Origin of the sequence: Nocardia pseudobrasiliensis NBRC 108224 (genome assembly GCF_001613105.1) — a bacterium.
Taxonomy (GTDB): domain Bacteria; phylum Actinomycetota; class Actinomycetes; order Mycobacteriales; family Mycobacteriaceae; genus Nocardia; species Nocardia pseudobrasiliensis.
Genome location: NZ_BDBS01000045.1, coordinates 21,134 through 43,139 on the forward strand (window position 1 = coordinate 21,134; position 22,006 = coordinate 43,139).

Genomic DNA, 22,006 nt, shown 5'->3' on the forward strand with positions numbered 1-22,006 from the left:
GGTTGAGGCCCTATTTCGGTTCGGCTGTCGGTGGTGGGGTTGCTTCGATACTGCTGTTGAGTCGGTCGAGCAGGGTGATGAGTGTGCCGCGGTCGTGCGCGGGCCAGTCGGCGAGAATCTCGGCCATCCAGAGATTGCGCAGCCGGCGGTTCTCCTCGAATACCCGCTGCCCCTCGTCGGTGGCGGCCAATACGCACGCTCGGCCGTCGATCGGATCGGCCCGGCGCTCTACCAGGCCGTGCGCCACCAGCGTTCGGGTTTGTCTGCTGATGGTCGAGATCTCGGCGTGCAGCTGTTCGGCGAGTTTGCCGGTGCGCTGCGGGCCGTCGTGTACCAGGCAGAACAGCACGGCGTAGGCGAGCTTCTCCAGCCCGTCCGGACCGTGTTTGGCCAGTTGTGTCTTCGCCCGATTGATCGCGCGCACGAACCGGATCAGCTGCGCGCCGAGACGATCCGCGTCGTCGAGGGCGAGCGCACTGCGGTCCAAGCCGGCGGTGGTCATCGGGATACCCCTCTTACCCATGAGCTTTCAGTGTTTGGTTAGCGCCTACAACTAGTTGCCTATGCCAACTATACGCACGGCCCGGGCCCCGTCCGCAAATCGTTTTCTCAGAACAGGGTCATGGGCTCGGTCGGCGCGGGCTCGGGCAGCGGCTCGAGTTCCGGCCGGCGCGCGCGGACGTCGGCATGGAAACGACGTGCCAGTACCAGCGCTTCGGCGTTGTCGGGGGTGTGGATGAATACGGTCGGCGAACGGCCCTCGGTCAGCCAGTCGGCGCAGATGTCCACCCAGCGCCGCCAGCCCGCGATGGTGGCCTCGGCATCGTCGCGGCCGATGTAGCGCACGATCGGCCGATCGGTCAGCGCCCGGGTACGCAACGCCGTGCGCGGCTTACGCGTCCACGCGTCGCGCTCGGTGGCGCTGTTCGGTCGCGTCGCGAACAGCGTTGTGGTGTCGAACGGCATCCACTCCGCATCCGCCCGCGACAGCACATACTCCAGCTGCCGCGCGGTCTGCTCATCGTCGAAGAAGGCGCGGTGGCGGACCTCCACGGCATAGCGATGCTCCGAAGGCAGCAGACGCAGAAAGCGGGCCAGCGCACCGAGTTCGCCCGGCGCGAAGGACGGAGGCAGCTGGATCCACAGCGCGTGCGCCCGCGGCCCCAGCGGTTCCATGGCGTCCAGAAACGCCCGCACCTCGCCCTCGACCTCGGTCATCCGCCGTTCGTGGGTAATGACTTTCGGCAACTTGACCACGAATCGGAAGTCCGCGTCGGTCTGCTCGGCCCACGACTGCACCGTGCGCCGAGCCGGCGTCGCGTAGAAGGTGGTGTTGCCCTCGACCGCATTACACCACCGCGCATATCCGCGCAGCCGCGCCCGCGCATCGGGCTGCCGATCCTGCCAGGCAGGATGCGTCCACTGCGCACATCCGACGTAGAGCTGCATGATTTCGACGGTACTAGCCGTCCAGATACTCCGACGGCGCCCGGTCGACCAGCCAGACACCCTTGGCGCTGACGAAGAACGGATGGCCGTCGGCGGCCATCCGACCCGCGTCCACCCGCAGCACCACCGGTGCGCCGCGACGCGCGCCGACCTTGGTCGCGGTATCCATCGTGTCGGTCTCGGCGTTTGGATATACGCACCATCCGTTTGTCGTCCATCTTCCGGTCATGGCACCGCCGAACAACCCGGTGGCCAAGCGATTTACGCCGGCGGCAGGGCCGCGGCGGTGTGCAGGCGGCGCAGGCACAGGGCCAGTTGGATGTCGAGGGCACGCTCGGGGGTGCGCCAGTCGGTGCCGAGCAGGGCGGTGATCCGATCCAGGCGCTGGGTGACGGTATTGACGTGGATGTGCAGGCGCGCGGCGCTTTCGGCGCGGCTGGAGCCGGTGGCGAAATAGGCTTCCAGGGTGGCCAGCAGCGGCGTGCCGCGCCGGGTTTCGTAGTCGATGAGCGGGCCGAGGGTGTGGCTCAGGAAGCCGAGCACGTCGTGGGTGTCGCCGACCAGCAGACCGGTCACACCCAGATCGGCGGTGCTCGCGGCCGCGCCGCGACGATCGAGGGCGTGCAGCAACCGGACGCAGCGTTCGGCCTCGGCATGGGCGCGGGCCACACCGGCGGGCAGCGCGACCGGACCGGAGCCGCCCGCGGTCACCGGCGTGGCGAGGGCGCGGGTGAGTTCGGCCGCGACCGACCGCGCTGCGGCCGTGGGATTTTCGCCGGGTAGCAGCAGCACGGACTGATCGCCGCGGGCGGCCGCCAGACCGCGGCGGACCAGCGCGTAGGCGGTGGCGTGCGCGGGCGCGCGGCGGTGACCGCCGTGCTCGGCCACCACCAGGACGTAGGCGCGATCCGGATCGAATGTCAGTGGCGCGGCGCGGGCCCGCAGGGTCTCGGCGTCGATTCGATCGGCGAGCAGATCGTCCAGCAGCGCGCCGCGCACCCGGCCCTCGGCCTCGGCGATACCGCGGCGGAACAGCAGCAGCATCGCGGTGGTCTGGGCGGCGCGTTCGAGGATCCGGCGGTCCGAAGAGGACAGCTCACCCGGGCACCGCAGGACCAGCACGCACAGCGTCTCATTACCCGCGCCACCGGGCGCGGCCCACAGCTCGCCCATATGCGCGGTGCGTCCCAACCGTTGTGCGGCACAAACGATCTCGTGTATCGATTCGGCGTCGGCGAGCCGATCGCCATGCGCGACCCCGACCTCGGCGAGCGACCGCCCGTCCGGGCCGAGCACCCGCAGCGCGCCGCCGAGGATATCGGCGGCCACCGCCGCGATATCGGCCACACCGCCGCCGCGAACCACCAGATCGGTCATCCGATCGTGCGCCTCGGCTGCCCGCTCGACGGTCGAATTATGTTCCCGCAGCGCCTCGTTGGCGTCACTCAACTCCGACAGCGCGGTACTGATCTCGCTGAGCAACCGCGCCGAGTCCAGTGCGATGGCGGCATGGGCGGCCAGCGAACCGAGCAGCGCCATCTCCTCGGGGGCGTAGCGGCGCACGCTGCGATGCGAGGCGAACAGCACCCCGATCACGCGCTCGCCCAGTTTCATCGGCACGCCCGAAATCGCCACGATCCCTTCATCCTTCACGGCCTCGTCGATTCCGGCGGTGTGCCGGAAGCGCAGATCGTCGAAGTAGTCCGCGGACCAGTACGGCATCCCGGTCTCGGCGACCAGCCCGCCGAGCCCCGCGCCGGTCGGCAATCGGCACGCGCGGAAGATGCGCGAGACCGACCCGTCGGTGACGCGGACATAGGTGTCCCCGCGCTGCGGATCGGGCAGGGATATATAGGCGATATCGGCGCGCAGCAGCCTGCGGGCGCGATGCACGATCGCCCGCAGCACCGCGTCGACATCGCGCAGCGCGGCCAGATCGCTCGCGGTATCGAACAGCGCCGCCAGCTCCGCCTCCCGCCGCGCACGCCGATCCAGCAGCGCCCGCACCCGCAGCGCGGCGAGTTTGGCGTCCTCGAGCCGCGCGAGTTCGGCCGCCGACGCGCCGCCCGCCCGGGCCGCCAGCACCGGGGCCTCGAACTCGACCGCGGAGGCCTCCCGTTCGAGTAATCCGAGGAAGACCTCCCAACTCATAGCACCCATTCTGAATCCGCCTGCCCGCCCGGACATGTGATTCGACGCCATATCCAACGCGCCGATTACGTGCCCGGCACACGTAGGAGTCGCCGGTCGGATCTTCGTAGCGTCATCGTGTGAGAATCGCGACCATCGTCCTGGCCTGCGTCTGCGTCTGCGCGATACCTGTGCGCTGAACGGTCAGCACTGACCGTCGGCGAGCACCCAGTAGTTGTCGCCGGTCTTCTTCAGGCTGTGCACGACGAGGGTGTTCCACAGGCCCATGGCGTCGCCGGAGCCGTTGGCGAAGGTATTGCCTCCGGACTGATGGGCACGTCCGGCCTGGGTGTGGGCGTAGTTGGAGGCTTTCACGCATTCGGTCGCGGGCGGGGTCGTGGTGGTCGGCGGGGGCGTCGTCGTGGACGGCGGCGTGGTTCCGGTGGTCAGGTCGTGGACCATACCCATGATCGCCTTCATCTGCGGCCCCGCGTGTTCGGCATAACCGCCGCCCGCATAGCCCCACCAATCCCAGCAGCCGTTCGGATTACCGAGATTCGTCGAGGCCGCCGCCTGCGGATACAGCACCACGAGATTGTTGGTATCGGCGTATTCGTTGAGATAGGCGTACTTCATGAACTTGTCGCCGAACGCCCCCGCGGCCGGATCGCTGTAGCCGTACCCCTGCTTACACCCATGCAGCGCGACCAGTAACTTGCACGAACCCCCCGACGCACAGGCGGCCGGAACATAGGCGAACCCATTGGCGTCCATACTGATCGAGGCCGCCGACCCCCCGGCGTACCTACCCTGATCGAACCGAATCAACGTGCCGTTCAACGCCGACGCCGGGCCCCGCACCCCGCCCAGCAGATGCGCGAGCATATCGTGCTCGGGATCATTGCCGCAGCTGTTCACGAACGGCGACGCGGTAGCGGAACACGCCACCGGCCCCAACGGACTCACCCACGCATGCCCCGCCGCGGTGCCGTTGTCGTACACCACATCCGCCCCGAAATCCCGGTAATACCTGGCCAAATCATCATTGACCGCCGCGACCACGGTGTTGTCACTGCTCCCGTGATACAGGTACACCTTCGCCCCGCTCAGCAGCGACACCGCGTCCACGGTCCCCTTCCCCGCCCGATCCCTGGTCTCCTGCTCCAACTGCGCAGGCGTCTTCCGCGCCTGATAGGTCTGCATACACGCGTACTGCGCGGTATTCACACTTCCTTGCGCACAGTCATAGGCCCCCGCGGTGAATATCCCCGCCCCTTTGAAAGTTCCGGAATAGGCAACATGCAACTGATTGGCCATATACCCACCCGAAGACACCCCGGCCACATACACACCATCGATCTTGTAGCCGGCCAACGTCCCCGAAACCGGTTGCGGCGCAGCCGCGAACGCAACCCCGGCCACCAACGCGGACCCGATCACCGCCGCAGCCAACAGAAGTCGTTTCATCGTCGAACCCTTCATCGTGCGAGGGTTCAGATATTTCCCCAACCGCTGTGACCGCGACCACGTCCGCCAGACCCATATCTCCGCACCCGAATATGGTTCCCCCACCCACAAAAACCGGCCGGGCGGTTGTGCGGTGACATCCAGCGGAGGCCCTACGCCCCCAACATTCCGATCTCGGTGTTCAACGCGGCGGCCTGCCTCGACAGCGCTGCCGCGTCGGGCCGGTCGCCCACCCGGGCGGCCAGTTCACCGCGGGTGATGACGACCAGCGAATCCAGATCGTCGTCGCTGGCGGGCTCGATACGCATGCGACCCTGCGCCAGGGCCAAGCGGGTGTGCGGGCTTCCGGCGTCGAGCAGCTGACGTAGGTCGTCCGGCGTTACCTTCGACTTGTCGGCAGTCATGGTTGCCGTATACCCGAGACGCTAGTCCCCATTCCCCCGGCGGCGCAGGAACAGGATCTGGTCGCCGTAATCGGCCAGCGGCCTGGTCTGACCCGCCTGCCGGATACCGCTGGCGGGCAGGTTGGTGAGCTTGGCGAACATGGCCGTATTGCCGAACGCCGCCCGCACCTGGGTCTCGGAGGCGTAGTCGGCGCCGTACTCGGCGAGCATGGCGAAATCCAAGGGCGCCAAGGGTTTGTCCAGCGGGGGCTGTCCGGCGGGACGCCCGAGGGCGGCGTACTGGGTGGCCGAACCGTCGGCGTACCAGCACAATTCGTAGGCCAGATTCTCGGTGGTGCTCACCGCGATGACCGGCCAGTCCTGCGAAAGCCGCAGCGCCAGCGGATGTTTGCCCACCGGCGCGAGCTCCCAGTTCAGGCTCATCACCGAAATCCAGTGCCCGCCCGAACGCTCGATCAGCACCACATCGTCGCCGAGCCGCTCGGTCAGATTCAACTCCGGATCGGCCATGGCCGACTGGATCTTGTGCACACCGTGGAAGAAGCCACTGCCGACCGGACGCACATCGTCGACGGAATACGCCGCCACCACGGCCGCCCGCACCTGCGCCAGGGCGTCGGGCGCGGTGCAGCGCACGCTGAGCGTGCCGAACGAGTGGGCGATATCGACGGGTTTGGAGGGCAGATCCGGCAGCGCCCCGGCGATCAACGGCTTCAGGCCCACCAGGCCGAGCTTCCAGTTGATCTCCTCGATGGTGCTCAGATCACCGGAGGTCTGATACAGGATCTGCTGCTGGGTGAGCCGCGCGGCCCGATCGAGGGTCGCGGTGTCCAGCTTCTGCAGGGCGGCGAGGGTCTTACTGGTGAATTCCAGTTCCTCGATCGGGGTTTCGCGCAGCCGCGTCGTCATCGCGGAGGTGGTCCACGCGGAATAGCGCTCGCGATACATGGCCAGCGCCTGTTTACGCGGACGGCCGATCATCAGGGTGCGCAGCAACATGTTCAGGCTGGCCAGGAATCGGCCCGCCGAATCCGGATCGGCCGCGAACAGCCCCGCGCGGATTCGCACGGCCTCCGAACTCGCCGCGACCGCCGAACCGGGATCCAACCGGCACAGCCACACCCCGCATTTGGACAACCCGTCGGCGCATACGCCCGCGGCCTGCGGATACTGCTGGGCCACCTGGTGATACGCGTCGCAGGCCTGCCGGATGGTCGCCGTCGCCAATTCGCGGTGGCCGATGGTGCGCGCGGCCTGTTCGAACAGCCGCATCGCCTCCTGCACCTGCCCGGCGAACTGCGCGCTCACATGTCCGGCGGTCAGCCAGCGCAGCCGGATCAGCACGGCCTCCTGGGCCGGTTCCAGCGCGGCCGGCGACCGATCGCGTTCGGTGCCATCCTGTTTGGTGGCCATGAACGCCTTGGCCAGTTCGACCAGCGAGGTGGCCAGCCGCAGCTCGGACTCGTCGGTCCGCTCCTGAGCGGCGATCCGTCTCTCGTCGGCCACCTGTTGCTCGATGGCGCTCAACTCCATCGCGTTCCCAACTCCCGCATCACCTTCCACCTACGGTCGTCGAGCGGCCGCATTGTGCGTGGCCGAGTCTGCCACAGATTCGCGCCCGGCACCCGGTCGATGACGCGGACAACGAAGGACAGTCGAAACGCCCGGCTAGCGGGGCCGCACGGCATCGGGCGATTCGGGCAGGGTCTGGCCGCCGTCGACCGCGATCGCCTGCCCGGTGATGTATCCGGCCTCCGCCGTGGCCAGAAACGCCGCGAGGTGGCCGATATCGGCGGGAGAGCCCAGGACTCCGGCGGGGATGGCCGCGGTCATCCCGGCCAGATACTCCTCCCCCATCGCCGCCAATCCCTCGGTCATGATGTTGCCCGGCAGGATCGCATTGATCGTGATCCCGCGCGGGGCCAATTCGATTGCCGCGGTACGCATGAATCCGAGCTGCGCGGCCTTGGACGCGCCGTAGTGCGACCAGCCGGGATAGCCCGTGATCGGGCCGGTGATGGACGAGGTCAGCACGACCCGCCCCACGCCCGAGGCGGTGAGCGCGTCGAGGCAGGCCTGCACGACGAAGACCGTGCCCCCGAGATTCACCCGCAGCACCGAGGACAGTTCCGCGGCCGTCATGGTGGCCAGTGGGGCCTGGGGCATGATTCCGGCGTTGGCGCACAGCACGTCGATCCCGTCGAATGCCGCGAGCACCCCGGCGCTCATCTCCCGGCAGGATTCGGGATCGCCGATATCGGCGCATACGCCGAGCGTCCTCCCCGACCCGACCGCGTCCAGGGCGTCGGCCGCCCGTCGCACCTCCTCGGCCGTGCGGGCCACCACCGCCACATTCGCACCGGCCTTCGCGAACACCTCCGCGATGCCGTAACCGATCCCCTTCGTCGCACCCGTCACCACGACCGACTTTCCGCCGAGCTCGAACATTTCGCTCCTTCCGCGACGTGGGTCGGATCACATTCTTTTGACAGTCGTTCCGACCGGAACGAATATTGGTTGACCAGATGGTACGTCTTTGATGGAGGAATGCCATGTCGGTCACGGATACGGGAATTGTGAAATCGGCCTCCTCCACCGGGGGCCTGCCGCCCCTCGAACTCACCGAAAAGCAGCGGGCCGCGCTGGGGAAACTGGCCGAATTCCCGCTCCTGGACGCCATCTACGGCCGACGCTCCCGCCGCTTTCCGGTCGGCGGCGCGATTCCCGCGGGCCCGCTCGCCTTCACCAGCCGCCAACCGCCGCAGCCGCTCAGCGATCTGGAACGCGCGATCGTGCTCAATACGGTCGCGGGCTGGACCGGCTGGCATTTCGGCATCAGCCACCACCCCGGTTACGCCCCGGCCTGGCCGAACTACAACGGTTCGGCCACCGGCCGCACCTTCGGCTCCGCGGCGGGATTCCACACCAGCGAATTCTTTTTCACCGACGATTCCGGCACCTACTTCCTGCCGACCCGCGACGCGCCACCCGATCGCGTTTACGCCGAGGGCGAAGGCGCGGCCGAGGATCAGTTGAACGCCCTGCTCTCGCGCGTCATCAGATTGTCCGACAGCCGAATTCACATACCCCGCGAGGAACCGTATCTCGAGGGCCACAACACGTGGATCGCCAATCACCCCGGCTCACTGCTGGTGATCCCGGTCGCCGATATCGCCCAGCAGACCCTGGCCAATATCGCCTTCTTCACCCAGAACGGATTCGCGATCTACGACGACATCCACGACCGCCCCATTCCGGGCATCGAAAACTACCGGGACCGTTTACGTTTCACCGATCCGATGCCGCTGAGCTTCGTCGAGCAGTATTCGCTCACCGAGGCGACGGCCGAACTCATGGCCGCGGTGCACAACGGCCATCTGCTGCTGGGCGCGCTGGGCCTGGGCGGCTGGACCTTCGACGGCATCGATCGCCTGACCGTGCTGGGCGCGAGCGGCCGGGCCGATATTCCGGGCCTGGGCTTCCGCTACGACACCGATCCGCGCTGGGCGCAGCCCAATCCCACCGGCCTGCCCGGAATCTTCGAGGCCAGCTGCCGACCGCATCACCCGTCGATGGCCGCGGCCGTCGACGCGCTGGCCGAACGCAAATTCGGCCCCGGCGGCCCGTACCATCCGGCCACTCCCGGTCCGTTCGCCGACAATCCCGGCGTGCGCGCGGCGGCGGCCCCGTGGGATCGCCGCTTCCGCGAACTGCTTTCACTACAGGCGACCTACATCGATGAGACCTTCGGCAAGTTCCCCGGCACCGTGCCGAGCGTCTGGATCATGAACTACCTACAGGCCCAGCACATCGACCTGGACTTCTACGACACCGTCGCCACCGATACCGCCTACCTGTCGACGCATCGCGACCATCAGCGGATCTGGCATCCCACGGCCTGAGCGCCACATCCCGAAGGAGCAACGGCCATGTCCCACACCGCCGTCACCGATCAGACCCGCCGCCTGCTGGATCTGCCCGAGGGCGGCCGCTGATCGCCACGCGACGTTCAGCTTCCGTTCGCACGCGCTCCCGATCTTGCGAATAGGCTCCGCGTTCTGCGGTGATCGGCGCATTCTGGACGCAGCGAGGGGACTACGGAGGTATGGCCATGGCGCGTGCGGTGGCTCCGGTGGTGCGCGCGAAGGACGCCGCGCCCGATGAGGAGAAGGGCGACTCCTATCAGGAGCGGCTGGCCAAATATTTCCCGATCGAGACCAGCGGGCCGTATCTGGCCGCCTCGGCGGCGGTGACCGGTATGACCGATGCCGACACCACCTCCCGGACGGTGTGGATGCTGGCCATCTTCGCGGTCTTCGGCCTCGGCACGATTCCGCTGTTGCTCAAGCAGTATCCGGCGACGAGATATCGACATCGGTGGCTGCCCGTCGGCTTCGGCGTGGGCGCATTCGTCATCTGGGCCTACTCATTGGGCGCGCTGCCGCAGGAACTGCACATCTACAGCCCGATCGCGGCCGTGGTCCTGCCCATCCTGTACGGATTCGGCGCTAACTTCAGTCCGACGAAAGCCGAAGCCGCCAGCTGAACCACTCGAGAATCCGTGTTAACTTAATGGCGACGTGAAGCATCCATTCGATCGGAGTCGCCATGAGCTCTGCCGTCATCGTCGACGTCGTCCGCACACCGTCCGGCAAGGGTAAGCCCGGCGGCGGACTGTCCGGAGTGCATCCGGCCACTCTGCTGGCCGGCGTGCTGTCGGAACTGGTGACCCGCAACGATCTGGATCCGGCCCTGGTCGACGACGTGATCGCCGGATGTGTCACCCAGAGCGGCGAGCAGGCGTTCAATATCGCCCGCACGGCCGTGCTGGCCGCCGGATTCCCGGAGTCGGTTCCGGCCACCACGGTCGATCGCCAGTGCGGATCCAGCCAGCAGGCGGCCCATTTCGCGGCGCAGGGCGTCCTGGCCGGAGCCTACGACATCGCCATCGCCTGCGGAGTGGAGTCGATGTCGCGGGCGCCGATGTTCTCCAATGCGCAGGGCGCGGACGCCAATCGCGGGCCCATCGCGCACCGCTATCCGGAAGGTCTAGTCCAGCAAGGCATTTCGGCCGAGGTAGTCGCGGCTCGCTGGAAGTTCGACCGGGCCGCACTGGACGAATTCGCCGCCCGCTCCCATCACCTGGCCGCCGAGACCGCGGCCGCGGGCGGCTTCGCGAACGAATTGGTGGCCGCGGGCGAACTGACCGCGGACGAGACCATCCGCCCGAGCACCACCGCCGAGGGCCTCGCGGCCCTGCGACCCGCCTTCGTGAACGAAGAGTACGCCCGCCGCTTCCCCGAGATCGACTGGTCCATCACGCCGGGCAATTCCTCCCCGCTCACCGACGGCGCGTCCGCGGCGTTGATCATGAACGAGGACACCGCGAATCGACTGGGCCTGCGGCCGCGCGCGCGATTCCACTCGTTCGCGGTAACCGGCGACGATCCGCTGCTGATGCTCACCGCGGTCATCCCCGCGACCCGGAATGTGCTGGCGCGCGCGGGATTGACCATTGCCGACATCGACGCCTACGAGGTGAACGAGGCCTTTGCCCCGGTGCCGCTGATGTGGCAGCACGAGCTCGGGGCCGACCCGCAGCGACTGAATCCGCGCGGCGGCGCGATCGCACTGGGCCATCCGCTGGGCGCCTCCGGCACCCGTATCCTGGCCACCCTGGTCAATCATCTCGAGCAGACCGGCGGCCGCTACGGCTTGCAAACCATGTGCGAGGCGGGCGGTTTGGCCAATGCCACGATCATCGAGTGCTACCCAGAGGCCTGATAGGAACGACGACAGCTGTCGGGCACCAGATGTCCGGCGCGGACGAGCGCGTCGAAGGCGGCGCGCTTGTTCCGGCAGCAGTCGGTGGAGCAATCGGTGTGCATCTGCATCACCCGGTGCGCGCGCTCGGTGGACAGCGGCCGATCGGGGGCCGAATGTGCAGTCAGTGCAATGAAATCCGCTATCGAATACTCCATGGCGAACTCCCTGGGGTCGGGTGAAAACCAACCATGTCCGTAACTACACAGTAGCTCGGGAACGACCCATCGCCCCAGGACAAAGGCCGGACACCTGGTTGCCCGAAAACCATCGCCGAAACCGCGTCGTGTCCGGACTATTGCTGGTCAGAACGCGGTTTCCGGCTAATTTTGGGCACGGCGTCCGGACCGTGTCATTCGGAAACGTCCGGAAACGCCTGCTGCCTATGCCCGCCGCGCAGCGTGCCCTCCAGATACGCCGCCTTGCAGGCCCGCCGGGCGATCTTGCCGCTGGACGTGCGCGGAATCGATCCCGCGGGCACGAGCAGCAACTCGCGCACGGTCACGCCGTGCCGCTTGGCGATCGCGCCGCGCACCGTCTCGGCCACCGGTTCCGGATCCAATTTCGCTGCGCCGGTGTTCCTTTCGGCGACGATCACCAATTGCTCGGTGCCCGAGCCGATTCCGGCGCGCGCGGCCTCCGGTAGCTCCTCGGCCGCCACCGAGAACGCGGCCACGAAGCCGGGCCGCAGCGCGTCGGAGGATTCCTGTGCCGACATCTCCAGATCCTGCGGATAGTGATTGCGGCCGTCGACGATCACCAGATCCTTGACCCGGCCGGTGATGTACAGCTCGCCGTCGAGGTAGGCGCCGAAATCGCCGGTGCTCATCCAGTTCGCGTCGGGGCGGGTGCCCTCGGCGTGACTACCGCCCGGCTGGCGCTCGGTCACCACATTATGGAAGGTGGCCTCGCTCTCCTCCGGCCTGCCCCAGTACCCGATGCCCATATTGTCGCCGTGCAACCAGATCTCGCCGACCTGACCGTCGGGCCGCTCGACGCCGGTGGCCGGATCCACGATGACCGCCCACTGCGAACGGGCGACGTAACCGCACGACACCTGCGCCACAGCGCTTTCGGCGTCCGGATCGACCTCGACCATGCGACCGGCATTGAGTTCGGTGCGGTCGACGTAGACCACCCGGGCCTCGTCGTCGCGCCGGGTCGCCGAGACGAACAGCGTCGCCTCCGCCATGCCGTAGCAGGGTTTGATGGCCGTCTTGGGTAAGCCGTACGGCACGAAGGCGTCGTTGAACTTCTTCATCGACGTCACCGACACCGGCTCGCTGCCGTTGATCAGTCCGATCACATTCGACAGATCCAGGCTCTCACCCGGTTTGGGCAGACCGCGCGCGGCCGCGTGCTCGTACGCGAAATTCGGTGCGGCGGCGTAGGTTCCCGCGCCGTCGGACGCCGCGGCCAATTCCTTGATCCAGCGGTACGGGCGGCGCACGAAGGCGCTCGGCGACATGATCGTGATGAATTTGCCGACGATGGTCGGCAGGATCACGCACAGCAGACCCATATCGTGGAACATCGGCAGCCAGGTGACGCCGCGCGCGTTCTCGACCAGGCCGAGCGCATCGATCATCTGCAGCAGATTGGTACCCACCGAGCGATGGGTGATCTCGACTCCGGCGGGCACGCGCGTGGAGCCCGAGGTGTACTGCAGATACGCCACGCTATCGATGCTGATGTCCGGCCGCACCCAGCTCGCGCCGACGCTGTCGGGAATCGCGTCCACGGCGATGATGCGCGGTCGCTTCGAGGCCGGCAACTCGCGGAACAGGTCCCGCACCTTCGCCGCCGACGAACTCGTCGTCAGGATGGAGGAGGGCTGGCAGTCCCGCAGGACCGCGTGCAGGCGGTCGCTGTGGCCCAACTCCTCCGGATCGAACAGCGGCACCGCGATATTGCCCGCGTAGACCGCCGCGAAGATCGAGACCACATAGTCCAGGCCCTGAGGCGCCAGAATCGCGACGCGATCGCCCGACGTCGTCACCTGTTGCAACCGGGCCGCCACCGCGCGCAGCCGTACGCCGAACTGGCGCCAGGTCAGTTCGTGATACTCCCCGTCCCTTTCGCGCGAATAGTCGATATAGCGATACGCAAGCTCGTCACCATTCGTCGCGCTGTGCCTGTCGACGAAGTCGATCCAGGTCGAATCATCCGGGATCGTGATGTTGCCGTGCTCGTCCAAATAGTCGTCGTAAGTCTCGCCGATCATTCCCTATCCTTTTTCACGCACGCCGCTTCGGGCCGTGCAATGACACCGATACAGATCGACACCGAAGCCCGAAGACTAGCAGCGCTTCGGCGGTATTTCGCTCAATATCGCCCGAATGTCAGCGACACGTTGTGTCCGCCGAAGCCGAACGAGTTGTTGATGGCGTAATCGATCCGACCGGGTCGCGCATGACCCCTGACGACGTCGAGATCGACCTCCGGATCCTGATTGTCCAAATTCAACGTAGGCGGCACCATGCCGTCGCGAACACTCAACACTGTGATTACCGATTCCAACGCGCCCACGGCTCCGATGGAATGGCCGAGCGCCGATTTCGGAGCGTACACCGAGGCATGGCCACCGACCGCGCACGCGATCGCCTTCGCCTCGGCGGTGTCGCCGATCGGGGTCGCGGTGGCATGCGCGTTGACGTGCCCCACATCGGTTTTCGTCAGGCCCGCGGTCTCGATCGCACGGCTGATGGCCCGCGCCGCGCCCTTACCCTCGAGATCGGGCGCGACCAGATGGAAGCCGTCCGAAGTGACTCCGGCGCCCATCAACCGGGCGTGGATGGTGGCCCCGCGCGCCTTGGCGTGCTCCTCGGTCTCGATCACCATCATCGCGCCCGCCTCACCGAATACGAAGCCGTCGCGTTCCACATCGAAGGGCCGCGAGGCGCGCTTGGGATCGTCGTTGCGCATGCTCATCGCGCGCATCATGCTGAACGCCGCGATCGGCAGCGCCTGGATCGAACCCTCGACGCCGCCGGTGACGACGATGTCGGCATCGCCCATCACGATCATCTTCCAGGCGTTGGCGATCGCCTCCGAACCCGACGAACAGGCCGAAACCGGGGTGCAGATACCGGCTTTCGCGCCGAGTTCGAGGCCCACCACCGCGGCGGCCCCGTTCGGCATGATCATCGGCACGGCGTTCGGCGGCACATGCTTGTAGCCGCCGTTCTGCATCTTGTTCGCGGCGTCGATGAGGATCTCCGCGCCGCCGAGCCCGGTGCCGATGGAGACGCCCAGACGTTCGGAATCCACCTCGGGGCTACCGGCGTTGCGCCACACCTCGCGGCCGAGGACCAGGGCCATCTGCTGCACATAGGAGTAGCGCCGGGCCTCCTCGCACGACAGGCTCGCCTCGGGCTTGACCTTGAGGTGGCCGCCGATGCGCACGGGCAGTTCGAACCGTTCGACGAAGGGGTCGTCGAGAACGTCGATACCGCTCTCGCCGTTGAGTAGTCCCTTCCACGTGGAGTCGACGTCACCGGCTATCGAAGTGGTCGCCGCGAGGCTGGTCACGACGACGTCGGGATAGCGCATACGGCTGGAAATCGTCATTCTCGGCTCTCTTTCGGTGGCAACACTGCGGAGGTGGGGCAATACTGCGGCGAATACAAGCGGGAGTGACTTACCTCGGCGCCGGGAACATCCTGCGTAGCAGGCGTTTTCGTGCCGGTGACCGAACCCTCGAAAACTGCTTCAGCAGGAGTTCGGTCCTCTTTAATGCGACGCGCCCTCCTGCCTCGAAGGCCAGGGCGAGGCGGGACTACATTATCGGGGCGTACCTGACCGGCCAAACCGCGTGACACGCAGCAATCCGGTCGCTAATGCACTGTACCGGCTTCTTCCCGAAACGTCTCAACCGCGATCCGTATCGAGGAAAGGCATCACCGTGGCCAGGAACCTCACACAGCTCGAACTGCTGCTCGAGCTGGAACCCGTAGCCGAACAGAACGTCAACCGGCACTTGTCGATGGCAAAGGCGTGGCATCCCCACGACTATGTGCCGTGGGACGAGGCCCGAAATTTCGCCGCCATGGGCGGGATCGACTGGGCCCCCGAACAGTCGCAACTGAGCGAGGTCGCCAAGGCGGCGATGATCACCAACCTGCTCACCGAGGACAATCTGCCCTCCTATCACCGCGAGATCGCCGAGAACTTCTCCCAGGACGGCGCCTGGGGCACCTGGGTGGGCCGCTGGACCGCCGAGGAGAACCGGCACGGCATCGTCATTCGCGACTATCTCGTGGTGACGCGCGGCGTGGATCCGGTCGCGCTGGAGAACGCGCGGATGATCCATATGACCAACGGCTTCAATCCGATGAAGGCCATCCGCGCGGCCGGCGCGGGAGATCAGCTGGTCGACACCGGATTCCTGCATTCGGTCGCCTATGTGACCTTCCAGGAACTCGCCACCCGCGTCAGCCACCGCAACACCGGCAAGGTCTGCAACGATCCCGTCGCCGACCGCATGCTCCAGCGCATCGCCGCCGACGAGAACCTGCACATGATCTTCTACCGCAATATGTGCGGCGCGGCCTTGGATCTGGCGCCCGATCAGGCGCTCGAGGCCATCACCGATATCGTCTGCAACTTCCAGATGCCCGGGGCCGGGATGCCCGACTGGCGGCGCAACGGCGTGCTGATGGCCAAGCACGGGATCTACGATCTGCGCCAGCATCTCGAGGAGGTCGTGATGCCGGTGTTGCGCAAGTGGAATGTCTTCGAGCGCAACGATTTCGGCGCCCGCGGCGATGAGGCCCGCAATCGGCTCGGGGAGTTCCTGCAACGGCTGGAATCGGACTGCGCGCGGTTCGAGGAGCAGCGCGACCGGGCGCTGGCCCGCGAGGCCGCCAAGCGAGACCTGGTGGGCGCGAAGGGCTGAGCGACATACCGTTCGGCCGGTCAGAGGCCGATTTCCCGGTTGGGGCCGGGAATTCGGCCGGTCGGTCTCTACACCCGCCGTCGCCGGGGGTATTTCGGCCCGTCCAGAACCATTCCTCCCGGCCGCGGGCCACTTCCGGGGGCGGCGCGCCCGACTTCCGCGGATCGCGGGCACTTTCGCGTCAGGGGGGTTGCCGCCGCGGGGGCGCGGTCCAGCTCACCAACACATTTCGGCACGTCGGGGCCGCATTTGCCTGTGCTCGAGGGTTATTGCGGGCCCGCTGCGAGACCGCGAGATCACACGCGTGTTAGCTGGTTGTCGACTGGGTACTCGCGGAGCCGGTTCGCCGGCAGCCGGAAGCTTGTGCACCTCCGAGCATTTCGAATTGGTCTCGACGCGGAATGGAGTGGCAGAACACATTGCCAGAAGATTGCCGTAAGTGCACACTGGTGAACATGACTGCAGTACCCCACGCGGCTCGCGCCACCGTCCGGAAATCCGGGCCGGTGATCGTGGACGCACCCTCCTCGAACGTGCACATCCGGTTGCGGATCGACGATCCGGAACGTCAGGCCAAGCTGCGCACCGCACTCGAGCGAATTCAGCTCGGGAACCACTGATTTCGCGTCGGCGAGCAGCCGGCGCGCCCCGGGATGAGTCTGCGACATCCCGGGGCACATCTCGTTCGGCGCCCTGAAACTTCTTCTCGGCCGACCCTCTCAAACCGCGATTCCCACCAGATGCCCGACAAGATATGTCGTGGCCATCGCCAACGCGCCACCCAGCAGAACCCGAATCGTGGCGCGCCACACCGGAGCCTCGCCCAACCGGGCGCCGACGGCTCCGGTCACCGCCAGTGCCACGAGCACCGCGACGACCGTCAACGGCACCCGGACCGTGGGCGGGGTCAGGATCGCGAGTAGTGGCAGCAGCGCCCCGAGCGTGAACGACAGCGCCGAGGACAGCGCGGCCTGCCACGGATTGGTCAGATCGCTCGGGTCGATGCCCAATTCGGCCTCGGCGTGCGCGGTGAAGGCGTCCTTGGCGGTGAGTTCCTCGGCGACTTTCCACGCCGTGGCGGGCGAGAGCCCCTTACCCTCGTAGATCGCCGCGAGTTCGGCCAGCTCCTGTTCGGGCATCTCCTCGAGTTCGCGCCGCTCGACGGCCAATACGGCCCGCTCGCTGTCGCGCTGGGTACTCACCGACACGTACTCCCCCAACGCCATCGACACCGCGCCCGCCACCAGCCCGGCCACCCCCGCGGTCAGAATCGCCCCCGACGCGGTCGTGGCCGCCGCCACCCCCACCACGATCCCGGCCACCGACACGATTCCGTCATTGGCCCCGAGCACCCCGGCCCGCAGCCAATTCAACCGGCCCGCAAGTCCGTTGCCGTGCGGTTCGGAATGTCTATCGATCTGGACGGTCCCACGTTCGGTCACCCGACCAAATTATCGACTCTCCTCGCACACCGCCAGCAAAGCAAGCCTCAGCACAATTAGGTAATGCATTGCAACGCAAGGCTTTACAAACCTAAGTCGAATTGCGGCCATTTCCTCGACCCACCCTGAGCAAGAACGGTCAAGCGGTCGAACCTGCGGACCGGTCAGACTCGTGGACGTGACGAAGGGACGAGACCGGCTGCGGGAGCTGATCGACGCGGTGCTGGACGAGGGGAATACCACGCTCGGGGCTATGGCCTCGGGCGCGTTCGCCTCGCCTTTTCACTTTTCGCGGCAGGTCGCGAAGGGGGCGGGTGAGGCGCCGGTGGCCATGCGGCGGCGGGTGCTCTTGGAGCGGGCGGCGTGGCAGTTGAGCAATGGGGACAGCGTCACCGAGGTGGCGTGGGCGGCGGGTTACGACTCGGTCGAGGGGTTCAGCCGGGCATTCAGCAGGGCGTTCGGACATGCGCCCAGCGCGACCCCGGCGGCTCCGAAGGCGCGCTGGCTGCCCGCGGTGAACGGGATCCACTTCCACCCTCCGATGGCGCTGTGGGTGGAAAGCGAAACGAAGGGCAGGCCCGATATGGATCCGACCTCGCTACTGATCCATCACGACCTGGACGACACTCGCGAATTGCTCGACCTCGCGGCCGGTCTGGACGAGGAGCGGTATCGGCTGCGACGCGACGGCGGGATGACGCTCGACTGGGACGGGCCCGACGATTCCATCGCGGTGGTGCTCGATCATCTGATCTGGGCCAAGGAGGTCTGGCTGGCCTGTATCGAGGGTTCCGATCAGCCCCAGCACGGATCCGACGATCTGCCCACGCTCGTGCGGCGGCTGGACGAGATCGCGCCGCGCTGGCTCGACGCCGTGCGCGAGATCGATCGGCGCGGCGGCTGGGGCGACACCCTCATCGACGCGCTGTGCGAGCCGCCGGAGAGTTTTGTCCTCGGCAGCGTACTCGCGCACGTCCTCACCTACTCGGCACACCGACGCCTGCTCGCGCGGCATTGGCTGCGCGGCGAAATATCAGGCGCCGCAGACCATTACGGCGACCCGATCATGTGGTTACGACAGAGAGGCTGATATGCGACGCACCATCTACTACACCGGCACGACCCTGGACGGATTCATCGCGACGCCCGACCACTCCCTGGACTGGCTCGTCACTCGCGACAACGATCCCAACGGACCGATGGGATACACCGCGTTCGTCGAGAACGTGGGCGCGATAGTCATGGGCAGCAACACCTACCAGTGGCTCCTCGATCACCACGGCGACGAACCCTGGATGTACCAGGCGCCCTCCTGGGTGCTCACCCACCGCGATTTTCTCCCGCGCGCCGACGCCGACCTCCGCTTCACCCAGGAATCGGTCCCCGCTCTGCACAAGCAGATGGCCGATATCGCGGGCGACCGCGACATCTGGGTCGTCGGCGGCGGCGGGCTGGCGGCCCAGTTCGCCGAACACGGCCTGCTCGACGAGGTCTGGGTGTCCATCGCCCCGGTCACCATCGGCGCGGGCGCGCCGCTGCTGCCGCGCCACGTGGAGCTGCGCCCGCTGGAAATGGACCGCAACGGCGAATTCGCCTGCCTGCGATTCGAAGTCGTGAAGTAGCTCATCCGGCCCGGCGGCGATGTTCGGCCACATGCACCCGAGTGGAGCATGTGGTGGAGCAGAACCGCCGGCGGCCGTTTCGGGAGGTGTCGATGAAGACCATCGGGCACCCGTCGCGGGAGCAGCGTCCGATTCGCCCGGGGGCCTCGCAGAACAGGGTGGCCAGGCCCGCCGCGGTATAGGCCTTGACGCGTTCGTCCATCGGATCGCCCTCCCAGGCGTAGTGCAGATGCGGGGGGCGGTCGTCGTGGGTGGAAATGTATGGGCGGGTTGTCGTTTCGGCGAGCAGGGAATTGAGGCGATCGACGGTGGGATCGGTGAAGACCTCGTCGAGGCGGCGGATCCAGGCGCGCAGGCGGGCGTCCTGTACCGGATCGAGGGTCGTGACGGGCCGGTAACCGAAATCGGTGAGCAGTCGCACCAGATCCACGCCCGGCTCGGAGTTCACCAGCAGCGCGGCCAGTTCCGCCGCCGAGCCGCCGTAAGGGTTGAACTGCATTGAGCTATTACATCAGGGTGGAACCCATGAGCGCCACCTGTCCCTCCTGCGCCTGGCCCACGCCGACTTCGATCTCGGCCCACGGACCCGTGCGCTATCTGCGCTGTGTATGCGGCCGCTGGCTGATCGTCGAACACGGTGAGGTGGTGGCGGCCGCGGGGCCGAGTGCCTTCGCCGCGCGGGGACCCTCGTCTTAGCGGCTTGTCCGATGAGGCGACCACTTCGCATGATGTGTCCATGTCCGTGTGTTCTCCGGCTTCCGCTACCGTGTCACCACTACGATGCCCACATCGACCGTGCGCTAACGGTTTTGGCACGTTAGCGACACGGTAGCCAGATGATAAGCCTAGAATCTGCGGCACTGACTGGAAAGGGATCCGCAGTATGGACGCGGTCATCACGCAGGTCGCCGTAGAGGGTAAGCGACTCATCGACCAGGCCTGGCTCGGCCGGATCACCCGGGAACAGGCTGTACACCGTTTCGTACAGGTCGGCGACGGGCTGGTGGAGTACGAGACCGCCGAGGACATCGTCGACGACGGTCTGGCCTGGCTGGACGCCCATTCCGCGCGATTGCGGGTGCTGGGCTGGTGTTCGGTGCTCGAACCGCCGGTATTCGGCGGTCTGGCAATACTCGGCGTGGTCACCGGCGACTATCTGGCGGCCGGGGTCGCGCTGATTCTGCTGGTTGCCCTGCAATACATTCATCGCCGCTTCACTCCGCATCCGACCCCGATCCGCCGACGGCATCGCGCCCCGTCGCAAACGGACTAATCACCCGAATCGGATTGCGCCCGTTCCTTTTCCAGCGTCGGTATTCCGCGCGCAGACACACCGCACAGGGCCGATATCCGGCGGCGACGGCGGTGGCCGGATCGGCGAAGAACACCCGCTGTGCGACATATCCACCCCGAGCCAGCGCCCGCAGCGCCGCCGGACAGTCCAGACGCCCGTAGATCCGCAGCCGCCGATGTCCGCCCAGCGCACCCGGATCCGCGCTGCGATAGGGCCGCCCGTCCGCCCCGATCAGCGTGTACATCACGCGTCGTGGAAGACGAGGCCGAGCGTGTGCCGCCGCCCCGAGCGCACCGTGCTCACCCCGTGCCGCATCGGCGCCGCCGACCAGCCGCGCGCACCGCGCACCGGGCGCTCGCGCGTGGTGAAGATCAGCCCGTGCCCCTGCGGCAGCAGCGCCGCCGCGCCGCGTGACTGCGCCCGCGGCCGCTGTTCGACCATCAGGAACTCACCGCCGGTGTAATCCACGCCCGGCACATCCAGGCCGATGACGACCTGCAGCGGAAAGATCATCTCCCCGAACAGGTCCCGATGCAGCGCATTCCAGTCGCCCGGACCGTAGCGCAGCAGGATCTGCGCCGATTTGCGCTGCCCGGCCTGATGACACTGGGCGATCCAGTCCTCGAGCCGCGCGGGCCAGGATCCGGGTCGCCCCAGTCGCGCGGCCCAATCCCGCGCGACCGGAAGCAGATTCGGATAGAACGCCGCCCGCAGCGCACCCACGATCTCGGGCACATCATGGGTGAAGTAGCGGTACTCCCCCATGCCGAAGCGGTGCCGGGCCATATCGACCGTGGTGCGGAACAACTCGTCGCGGCCGTACAGGCCCGCGAGCTCACGGCATTGGTCGCCGGACAGCAGCGGGCCGGTCAGCGCGTGGCCGTACTCGTCGAGTTCGGCGGCCAACCGGTCCCAATCCTGTTCGGCGACCCGGGCCGCCTCATCCGACACTTTCCAGCTCCAGCAGCTGCCGCTTGCGCTCGACGCCCCCGGCGTAGCCGGTCAGCGAGCCGTTCGCGCCGATCACGCGATGGCATGGGCGCACGATCATCAGCGGATTCGCGCCGATCGCCGCCCCGACCGCCCGCACGGCCTCGCGCGGTGCGCCGATCCGCGCCGCGATCTGGCCATAGGTGGCGGTGCTGCCGTAGGGGATCTCGTCCAGCGCCTGCCACACCCGGCGCTGGAAATCGCTTCCGACGCCGTGGTATTCGATGTCGAAATCGGTGCGCTCCCCGGCGAAGTACGCCCGCAGCTGGGCGATGATCTCGGCGAACGCCTCCGGCCGCTCGACCCAACCCTCGCGCACTCCGGTGCGCTTGCCACCGGCGATGGACAGCGCCGACAGCACGACCGCGGCGCCGGTCTCCTCCCCGACCAGCAGCAGCTCACCGAGGGGGCTGTCGATGGTGGTGTACACGGTCATCTCGAATCCTTTCCTTCGATCCCGTCGTGGTACACCACTCAATCTGCCGCAC

The 22,006-nt window shown here is 67.1% G+C and carries 25 protein-coding genes; 9 read left to right on the forward strand and 16 right to left on the reverse strand.

Annotation, left to right across the window (positions count from 1 at the left end):
* Positions 1-10: 10 nt before the first annotated feature.
* The 8 genes from NP4_RS31000 to fabG all read right to left on the reverse strand — a co-directional run bounded on the left by NP4_RS31000 (position 11) and on the right by fabG (position 7,898).
* Positions 11-502, reverse strand: a complete 492-nt coding sequence (locus tag NP4_RS31000; RefSeq protein ID WP_068005533.1) for a MarR family winged helix-turn-helix transcriptional regulator — start codon at positions 500-502, stop codon at positions 11-13.
* A gap of 107 nt (positions 503-609) precedes the next feature.
* Positions 610-1,449: a DUF72 domain-containing protein gene (locus NP4_RS31005; protein WP_068005535.1), complete on the reverse strand. Its 840-nt coding sequence runs from the start codon at positions 1,447-1,449 to the stop codon at positions 610-612.
* A 13-nt stretch (positions 1,450-1,462) separates the two neighbouring features.
* A complete protein-coding gene (locus NP4_RS41290) occupies positions 1,463-1,618 on the reverse strand; it encodes an RNA 2'-phosphotransferase (RefSeq protein ID WP_174556190.1) in 156 nt (51 codons plus the stop codon).
* 92 nt (positions 1,619-1,710) lie between these two features.
* Positions 1,711-3,600, reverse strand: a complete 1,890-nt coding sequence (locus NP4_RS31010) for a helix-turn-helix domain-containing protein (RefSeq protein WP_211335963.1) — start codon at positions 3,598-3,600, stop codon at positions 1,711-1,713.
* 183 nt (positions 3,601-3,783) lie between these two features.
* Positions 3,784-5,046, reverse strand: coding sequence for an extracellular catalytic domain type 2 short-chain-length polyhydroxyalkanoate depolymerase (locus tag NP4_RS31015; RefSeq protein WP_068005541.1), 1,263 nt, complete (start codon positions 5,044-5,046; stop codon positions 3,784-3,786).
* 152 nt (positions 5,047-5,198) lie between these two features.
* Positions 5,199-5,450, reverse strand: coding sequence for a hypothetical protein (locus tag NP4_RS31020; RefSeq protein WP_068005543.1), 252 nt, complete (start codon positions 5,448-5,450; stop codon positions 5,199-5,201).
* A gap of 21 nt (positions 5,451-5,471) precedes the next feature.
* The gene (locus tag NP4_RS31025) at positions 5,472-6,983 is read right to left on the reverse strand and encodes a hypothetical protein (protein ID WP_068005545.1); all 1,512 of its coding nucleotides are present in this window, start codon (positions 6,981-6,983) and stop codon (positions 5,472-5,474) included.
* A gap of 135 nt (positions 6,984-7,118) precedes the next feature.
* Entirely contained in the window at positions 7,119-7,898 is a 780-nt protein-coding gene (gene fabG, locus NP4_RS31030; protein WP_068005546.1) for a 3-oxoacyl-ACP reductase FabG, read from the reverse strand.
* 104 nt (positions 7,899-8,002) lie between these two features.
* Between fabG and NP4_RS31035 the strand changes: the two genes are divergently transcribed.
* The 3 genes from NP4_RS31035 to NP4_RS31045 all read left to right on the forward strand — a co-directional run bounded on the left by NP4_RS31035 (position 8,003) and on the right by NP4_RS31045 (position 11,234).
* Positions 8,003-9,352 carry a hypothetical protein gene (locus tag NP4_RS31035; protein WP_068005548.1) on the forward strand — a complete coding sequence of 450 codons (1,350 nt, stop codon included), beginning with the start codon at positions 8,003-8,005 and terminating at the stop codon, positions 9,350-9,352.
* Positions 9,353-9,561: 209 nt separating this feature from the next.
* Positions 9,562-9,996: a hypothetical protein gene (locus NP4_RS31040; protein WP_147288081.1), complete on the forward strand. Its 435-nt coding sequence runs from the start codon at positions 9,562-9,564 to the stop codon at positions 9,994-9,996.
* Between the two features lie 62 nt (positions 9,997-10,058).
* Positions 10,059-11,234: a thiolase family protein gene (locus NP4_RS31045; RefSeq protein WP_068005553.1), complete on the forward strand. Its 1,176-nt coding sequence runs from the start codon at positions 10,059-10,061 to the stop codon at positions 11,232-11,234.
* Here NP4_RS31045 and NP4_RS31050 read toward each other — a convergent pair.
* The 3 genes from NP4_RS31050 to NP4_RS31060 all read right to left on the reverse strand — a co-directional run bounded on the left by NP4_RS31050 (position 11,219) and on the right by NP4_RS31060 (position 14,843).
* On the reverse strand, positions 11,219-11,431 hold the full coding sequence (locus NP4_RS31050; protein WP_068005556.1) for a hypothetical protein: 213 nt from the start codon (positions 11,429-11,431) through the stop codon (positions 11,219-11,221). The two genes, NP4_RS31045 and NP4_RS31050, sit on opposite strands and share 16 nt — an antisense overlap.
* A 194-nt stretch (positions 11,432-11,625) precedes the next feature.
* The gene (gene fadD32 / locus NP4_RS31055) at positions 11,626-13,497 is read right to left on the reverse strand and encodes a long-chain-fatty-acid--AMP ligase FadD32 (RefSeq protein WP_068005558.1); all 1,872 of its coding nucleotides are present in this window, start codon (positions 13,495-13,497) and stop codon (positions 11,626-11,628) included.
* Positions 13,498-13,598: 101 nt separating this feature from the next.
* Positions 13,599-14,843: a KasA/KasB family beta-ketoacyl-ACP synthase gene (locus NP4_RS31060; protein ID WP_068005560.1), complete on the reverse strand. Its 1,245-nt coding sequence runs from the start codon at positions 14,841-14,843 to the stop codon at positions 13,599-13,601.
* 334 nt (positions 14,844-15,177) lie between these two features.
* On the opposite strand from NP4_RS31060, the gene NP4_RS31065 reads away from it, so the two are divergent.
* On the forward strand, positions 15,178-16,170 hold the full coding sequence (locus NP4_RS31065; RefSeq protein ID WP_068005562.1) for an acyl-ACP desaturase: 993 nt from the start codon (positions 15,178-15,180) through the stop codon (positions 16,168-16,170).
* A 455-nt stretch (positions 16,171-16,625) separates the two neighbouring features.
* Complete coding sequence (locus NP4_RS41295; RefSeq protein WP_156524955.1) at positions 16,626-16,790, forward strand: hypothetical protein; 165 nt, start codon at positions 16,626-16,628, stop codon at positions 16,788-16,790.
* Between the two features lie 99 nt (positions 16,791-16,889).
* On the opposite strand, the gene NP4_RS31070 is transcribed toward NP4_RS41295, so the two are convergent.
* Positions 16,890-17,612, reverse strand: a complete 723-nt coding sequence (locus NP4_RS31070) for a VIT1/CCC1 transporter family protein (protein WP_114755867.1) — start codon at positions 17,610-17,612, stop codon at positions 16,890-16,892.
* Between the two features lie 178 nt (positions 17,613-17,790).
* Between NP4_RS31070 and NP4_RS31075 the strand changes: the two genes are divergently transcribed.
* Together NP4_RS31075 and NP4_RS31080 are read left to right on the forward strand one after the other, a co-directional pair.
* Positions 17,791-18,702 (forward strand): helix-turn-helix domain-containing protein, encoded by a 912-nt coding sequence (locus NP4_RS31075; RefSeq protein ID WP_211335964.1) that lies wholly within the window; start codon positions 17,791-17,793, stop codon positions 18,700-18,702.
* Between the two features lies 1 nt (position 18,703).
* Entirely contained in the window at positions 18,704-19,234 is a 531-nt protein-coding gene (locus NP4_RS31080) for a dihydrofolate reductase family protein (protein ID WP_068005566.1), read from the forward strand.
* 1 nt (position 19,235) lies between these two features.
* Here the strand turns inward: NP4_RS31080 and NP4_RS31085 are convergent, their stop codons facing one another.
* Entirely contained in the window at positions 19,236-19,733 is a 498-nt protein-coding gene (locus NP4_RS31085) for a CGNR zinc finger domain-containing protein (protein WP_068005568.1), read from the reverse strand.
* A gap of 26 nt (positions 19,734-19,759) precedes the next feature.
* Between NP4_RS31085 and NP4_RS41780 the strand changes: the two genes are divergently transcribed.
* Together NP4_RS41780 and NP4_RS31095 are read left to right on the forward strand one after the other, a co-directional pair.
* Positions 19,760-19,930 carry a hypothetical protein gene (locus NP4_RS41780; protein WP_169813833.1) on the forward strand — a complete coding sequence of 57 codons (171 nt, stop codon included), beginning with the start codon at positions 19,760-19,762 and terminating at the stop codon, positions 19,928-19,930.
* A 187-nt stretch (positions 19,931-20,117) separates the two neighbouring features.
* Positions 20,118-20,507, forward strand: a complete 390-nt coding sequence (locus NP4_RS31095; protein WP_068005571.1) for a hypothetical protein — start codon at positions 20,118-20,120, stop codon at positions 20,505-20,507.
* On the opposite strand, the gene NP4_RS31100 is transcribed toward NP4_RS31095, so the two are convergent.
* From NP4_RS31100 to NP4_RS31110, 3 genes are read right to left on the reverse strand one after another with little or no spacing between them, the layout of a single operon-like run.
* Positions 20,449-20,772 carry an Ada metal-binding domain-containing protein gene (locus NP4_RS31100; RefSeq protein ID WP_082876371.1) on the reverse strand — a complete coding sequence of 108 codons (324 nt, stop codon included), beginning with the start codon at positions 20,770-20,772 and terminating at the stop codon, positions 20,449-20,451. The genes NP4_RS31095 and NP4_RS31100 overlap by 59 nt on opposite strands.
* Entirely contained in the window at positions 20,772-21,479 is a 708-nt protein-coding gene (locus tag NP4_RS31105) for a 2OG-Fe(II) oxygenase (protein WP_068005573.1), read from the reverse strand. The genes NP4_RS31100 and NP4_RS31105 overlap by 1 nt, the downstream gene beginning before the upstream one ends.
* Complete coding sequence (locus NP4_RS31110) at positions 21,469-21,954, reverse strand: methylated-DNA--[protein]-cysteine S-methyltransferase (RefSeq protein WP_068005575.1); 486 nt, start codon at positions 21,952-21,954, stop codon at positions 21,469-21,471. Before NP4_RS31110 ends, NP4_RS31105 begins: the two co-directional genes overlap by 11 nt.
* Between the last annotated feature and the right edge of the window lie 52 nt (positions 21,955-22,006).